The organism is Burkholderiales bacterium, from assembly GCA_035560005.1.
In the GTDB taxonomy this organism is placed as follows: Bacteria; Pseudomonadota; Gammaproteobacteria; order Burkholderiales; family Eutrophovitaceae; genus DASRFY01.
The window spans coordinates 1-5,227 of record DATMAN010000034.1; the positions used below are offsets into that span (position 1 = coordinate 1).

A 5,227-nucleotide genomic window follows, 5' to 3' on the forward strand; every position below is an offset into this window, starting at 1 on the left:
GCCGCGGTGCGCCGTCTGGTCGAGAAGATCGACTGGCCTTGTCGAGTGGATACGCTCTTTCGCGAAGCGAACCTGGGTTGCAAGAAGGCGGTCAGCGAGGCGATCACCTGGTTCTTCGATCAGGTTCAGGCGGGCGTGATCCTCGAGGACGATTGCGTGCCGCACCCCAGCTTTTTCCCGTTCGCGGCCGAATTGCTCGACAGATACCGGGACGACGAGCGCATATGCATGATCTCGGGCGACAATTTCTTGTTCGGCCAGCGGCGCACGCCCTACAGCTACTATTTTTCCCGCTACACCCATATCTGGGGATGGGCAAGCTGGCGGCGGGCGTGGGCGCTTTACGATCACGGGATGACCCTCTGGCCCGAACTGCGGGAAGGCGGATGGCTGATGGACATACTCGGCGAGGCGGCGGCTGCGCGATACTGGTCGGCCATATTCGACGCCACCCACGCCGACCTCAACAGTTCGTGGGCCTATCGCTGGACCTTTGCGGCGTGGGCGAGTTCGTCACTGACCGTGATACCGGCGGTAAATCTCGTCTCCAACATCGGGTTCGGCGAGGCCGCGACCCACACCGTCAACCGTTCGAACCGCTTTGCGGCCCTGCCGGTGTCCGAGATGGTATTTCCACTGTCGCATCCGCCCTACGTGATCCGCAACGACCGGGCCGACCGATTCACGCAGAAGCGAATGTTTACCACGGCCTGGTGGCGCCGGGCCGCCGGCAGGATCCTGCGTGGCGCAACCAGCCTTCGTGACGCAAGGTAGCGGCGGAAGCTTCGATCGGGACAGTCCGAAGCCGGAGCGAAAATTGAAGATCTTCAGGCCATTGATCAAGTGGACCCGGCAGGGCTTGCGCGCTCTGGGGCTGGACGTGGTTCGATACGACGCGCTGCCGCACGATCTGGATCCGCGGATCGCGCGCATCGTCAGGTTGGCCCGGCCGTACACGATGACATCGCTGCCGCGGCTGGTAGCGTTGTGCGAGTGCGTCCGATACATCGTGGAAAACAGGATCGAAGGCGACTTCGTGGAGTGCGGCGTGTGGAGGGGCGGCAGCATGATGGCTGTTGCGAGCATGCTGCTCGCCCTTGGCGACCGTTCGCGCCGGCTGTACCTCTACGATACCTACGACGGCATGACACAGCCCACCGAGAAGGACATCGAGTTCTCGGGGAAAAGGGCCGAGACGCTGCTCGCGTCCAGCGACAAGGCGGATGAGGCATCCGTCTGGTGCTATGCGCCTTTGGAGGCGGTGAAGAAGGTGGTGCTTGGCACGGGATACGACCCGTCGAAGGTGAACTTCGTCCAGGGCCGCGTGGAGGATACGATTCCCGGCGTGGCGCCCGAGCGCATCGCGCTGCTGCGTCTGGACACGGACTGGTACGAATCGACGCGTCATGAACTGGTGCATCTTTACCCGCGCTTGGTGACCGGTGGCGTACTGATCATCGACGACTACGGGCACTGGCTGGGTGCGCGGCAGGCCGTGGACGAGTACCTGAGCCGTCACGAGTTGCCGCTCATGCTCCACCGCATAGACTACTCCGGCCGGTGCGCGATCAAATGGGAACGCGGATCCGGGCCTTCGAACGCGTGATGTCGACGCTGCGCACCGGAAGCGCCGCGTTTTTCGCGGCCCGGCACGATGTTTCCGCTCCTGATTAACAGCGAGGACCGCCGCGGAGGTGCGGCACGCGCGGCACATCGTCTGCACCTGGCGCTGCGTGAAATCGGGGTCGACGCACGCATGCTGGTCCAGGTGAAGCATGGCGATGAAGCGTCGGTGATGGGTTCGCGAGATGTCTTCGGCCAGCTCATCGCGCCGCTGCGGCCGGCCGCCGATCTGCTGCCGACACTGTTCTATCCGCGCCGGACCAAGGCGACCTTCTACCCCGGCTGGCTGCCGGACTCGCTAACGCGCCGTGTCGGGAAGCTGGCTCCGGATCTGTTGCACCTGCACTGGATCAGCGGGGGGGCGTTGAACGTGCGCAGTTTGCGCCGCTTCCGGTGTCCGGTGGTGTGGACGCTGCACGACATGTGGGCGTTTACCGGGGGTTGCCACTACGACGAAGGCTGCGGGCGCTACACCGAAGGCTGCGGGCGATGCCCGATCCTCGGCTCGTCCCGAAACCTGGACCTGTCCCGGCTCGGGTGGTGGCGCAAGCGCAAGGCCTATCGAAACGCGCGCCTGCGGATCGTAACGCCCAGCCGATGGCTGGCGGGGCTCGCCGGCGACAGTCCGCTGCTTTCCCGCTTGCCCATAACCGTCATCCCCAACCCGGTCGACACGCGAATATTCCGCCCCATCGCCCGGCAGGTCGCGCGCGATCTGCTCGGCTTGCCGCAGCAGTGCCAGATCGTACTGTTCGGTGCCTTGCGTTCCACCAGCGAGCGGCGCAAGGGGTTTCATCTGCTGCAGCCGGCCTTGCAGGCATTGAGTCGGCGCCAGGCGCAGCGCAAGCTGTGCGCTGTCGTATTCGGCGCCAGCCGGCCGCAGGAGCCCGTGGATTTCGGCATGGAGAGTGTCTTCGTCGGCACGCTGGCCGATGACATCGCTCTGGCGCTCGCCTACAGCGCTGCGGATGTATTCGTGGCCCCTTCGACCCAGGAAAATCTGTCCAACGCGGTGATGGAAGCCCTGGCCTGCGGCACACCGGTCGTCGCCTTCGACGTCGGCGGCATGCCGGACATGATCGAGCACCGGGAAAACGGCTATCTCGCGCAACCGTTCGATCCGTCCGCTCTGGCCGATGGCCTGCAGTGGGTACTCGAGGACGATGCCCGGCGCGCGCGGCTGGCCGAGCGGGCGCGCGCCAAGGTCCTCGAGGAGTTCGAAATGTCGAGGGTCGCCCGCCGGTATCTCGCGCTGTATCAGGAGATACTGGCTGTCGGCCCGGGGACCTCGGCGCAGGCGTGACAATGTGCTCACTGGATCCCACGGGCACCGGCTCGCCTGGTCACGCCGGATGAAGCTCTCGGTCGTGACCGTCTGCCGGAATGCACGCGACACGATCGCCGCCGCGGTCGAGTCGATCCACCGGCAGACCTATCCGGACGTGGAGCACATCGTGGTGGACGGCGCCTCCACCGACGGGACGCTGGAGGCGCTCGATCGCTACCGGAGTGGCATCGCACGGCTCATCTCCGAGCCGGACCACGGCCTCTATTTCGCGATGAACAAAGGCATCGCCGCCGCCACCGGAGACTATCTCGGATTCCTCAACTCCGACGATATCTACCAGGACGAACGCGTGCTCGAGCGCATCGCCGGCGCCTTGCGCTCCGGCGCCTGGGACAGCGCGCACGGAGATCTCGTCTATGTCGGCGCGAACGACCCGGACCGGATCGTCCGCTTCTGGAAGTCGAAGCCCTACGTTCCTGGAATGTTCGAGGCGGGCTGGCATCCGGCGCATCCGACTCTGTTCGTGCGCACCGCGATTCTGAAGGAGCTGGGCGGATTCGATACGACTTACCGCTTCCACGCGGATTTTCATCTCATGGTCAGGCTGTTCATCGAGCGGCGGATTTCTTCGGTGTATGTGCCCGAGATCCTGGTCCGCATGCGCGTCGGCGGACACACCAATCGTTCACTCTTGAACGTCGCCCGCGGCAATCTGGAGTCCTACCGCATCGCGCGCGCTTACGGTGTGGCCGGCTCTCCGTGGTGGGTCGTCAGGAAACTCGCCTTTCGGGTCGGGCAGTTTTTCCGCCATCCGCCGGGTGCATAGACATTCCGCAAGAACCCGCCCCCAGAGCCCATTGACCCGCGTCGGTCCCGGCCTTAACTTTGGCCGACTCCTTCCGCATCAACGATGTCGTCCAACGTCTGTGCGACCGTGGACACGAGGTCTCGGTTCTGACGGGCATCCCCAACTATCCCGAGGGATGGTATTTCAAGAGATACGGCTTTCCATGGATCACGCACTCGCAAGCAGGCAAATTATCAGGTGCGCACAAGGATCCATGCGACGGAATGCCGATCGCCCGGGCGCGGATCGCTCGCCCGTCTTCAGGCCCTGCTGCGCAAAGGTGCTGTGGTAGAGATCGCACCGAAGGTTTTGTTCGGATCCGGCCAGCCGTGACCGCGCTACTGTTCAAGTACGCGCTGGTTTTTGCGGGGACCTTGCTATTGCTGCGCTTGCTGAGCCGGACCGCGCGCCGCGTCGGGCTGGTGGACTATCCGGGCCGGCGCAAGCGGCACAGGGGCGCCGTTCCGCTGATCGGCGGCCCTGCCATCTTCGGAGGATTGGCCTTTGGCGCGTTGCTGGTCGTGGACACGCTGCACCCCTACCGCGCCCTGTTCGCAGGCCTTGCCGTCCTTCTCATTGCCGGCTTGCTCGACGACCTGCGTGATCTGAGCGCGCGCCAGAAGTTCGCGGCCCAGCTCCTCGCCGCCCTGATCATGGTGTGGTGGGGTCAGATGACGGTTCCGAACCTCGGCGATCTGTTCGGGTTCGGACAGGTTTCCCTGCCCAACTGGGCCGTGCCCTTTACGGTGATCGCGTTGCTCGGCCTGATCAATGCCATCAACATGGCCGATGGCGCCGATGGCCTGGCCGCCGGCCTGGCGCTGATCGGATTCTTCTTTCTGGCGCTCAGCGCCACGCTCGCCGGCAAACCGCTCAGCGCTCAGTTGCTCTGGACCGTCATCGTGGTGCTTGCCGCGTTCTGGCTCCTGAATTCGCGCTTCCCCTGGCAGGCCCACGCGAAAGTCTTCCTGGGGGATTCCGGCAGCATGATGCTGGGAATGCTGCTGACGTGGTTCAGCGTGGAGGTCGCCCGCGTGGGCAGCGGCGTGCCGCCGATCGCGGCGGTCTGGTACCTCGCCGTCCCGCTGCTGGACATGGGCGTCATCATCGTCCGCCGACTGGCCCGGCGGCAAAGTCCGTTCAAGGCCGGCCGGGACCACTTCCACCACGTGCTGATCGCCGCGGGTCTGAAGCCGGGATCGGCGGTCCTGTTGATCCACGGCATCGCGCTCGCGCTGGCGGCGGGCGCGTTCCTGGCCTCGCGCGCCGGCGTGCCCGAGTTCATGCTGTTCTATGCGTTCCTGGCGCTGCTCGCTTCGTGCATCGTCATGTCCTGGCGCTGGCGAAGAATCATCCGCGCGCTCGGGCGCAGGCGGCGCTGGGCCGCAACCGCTTCTTCCAGTATCGCGGCCTCCAGAAAAGGAGGTGTCGCTGATCGCTGAGCAATGCGCGCGGCTGCTGAAGCGAGC

5 protein-coding genes are annotated in these 5,227 nt (G+C 65.1%); all 5 read left to right on the top strand.

Annotated elements, in window-relative coordinates; genetic code table 11:
• Positions 1-774 (top strand): glycosyltransferase family 2 protein (locus VNM24_04755; GenBank protein HWQ37914.1); only part of this gene is annotated, 774 nt, incomplete at its 5' end.
• Between the two features lie 43 nt (positions 775-817).
• On the top strand, positions 818-1,606 hold the full coding sequence (locus VNM24_04760; protein HWQ37915.1) for a TylF/MycF/NovP-related O-methyltransferase: 789 nt from the start codon (positions 818-820) through the stop codon (positions 1,604-1,606).
• A 48-nt stretch (positions 1,607-1,654) separates the two neighbouring features.
• On the top strand, positions 1,655-2,926 hold the full coding sequence (locus tag VNM24_04765) for a glycosyltransferase family 4 protein (GenBank protein ID HWQ37916.1): 1,272 nt from the start codon (positions 1,655-1,657) through the stop codon (positions 2,924-2,926).
• 49 nt (positions 2,927-2,975) lie between these two features.
• Positions 2,976-3,737, top strand: a complete 762-nt coding sequence (locus VNM24_04770) for a glycosyltransferase family 2 protein (protein HWQ37917.1) — start codon at positions 2,976-2,978, stop codon at positions 3,735-3,737.
• A gap of 350 nt (positions 3,738-4,087) precedes the next feature.
• The gene (locus VNM24_04775) at positions 4,088-5,200 is read left to right on the top strand and encodes an MraY family glycosyltransferase (protein HWQ37918.1); all 1,113 of its coding nucleotides are present in this window, start codon (positions 4,088-4,090) and stop codon (positions 5,198-5,200) included.
• The last annotated feature ends 27 nt before the right edge of the window (positions 5,201-5,227 follow it).

Excerpts from the sequence above, each read along its gene's own strand:
- VNM24_04765 (HWQ37916.1), top strand. The coding sequence starts at position 1,655 with ATGTTTCCGCTCCTGATTAACAGCGAGGACCGCCGCGGAGGTGCGGCA.
- VNM24_04770 (HWQ37917.1), top strand. The coding sequence starts at position 2,976 with ATGAAGCTCTCGGTCGTGACCGTCTGCCGGAATGCACGCGACACGATC.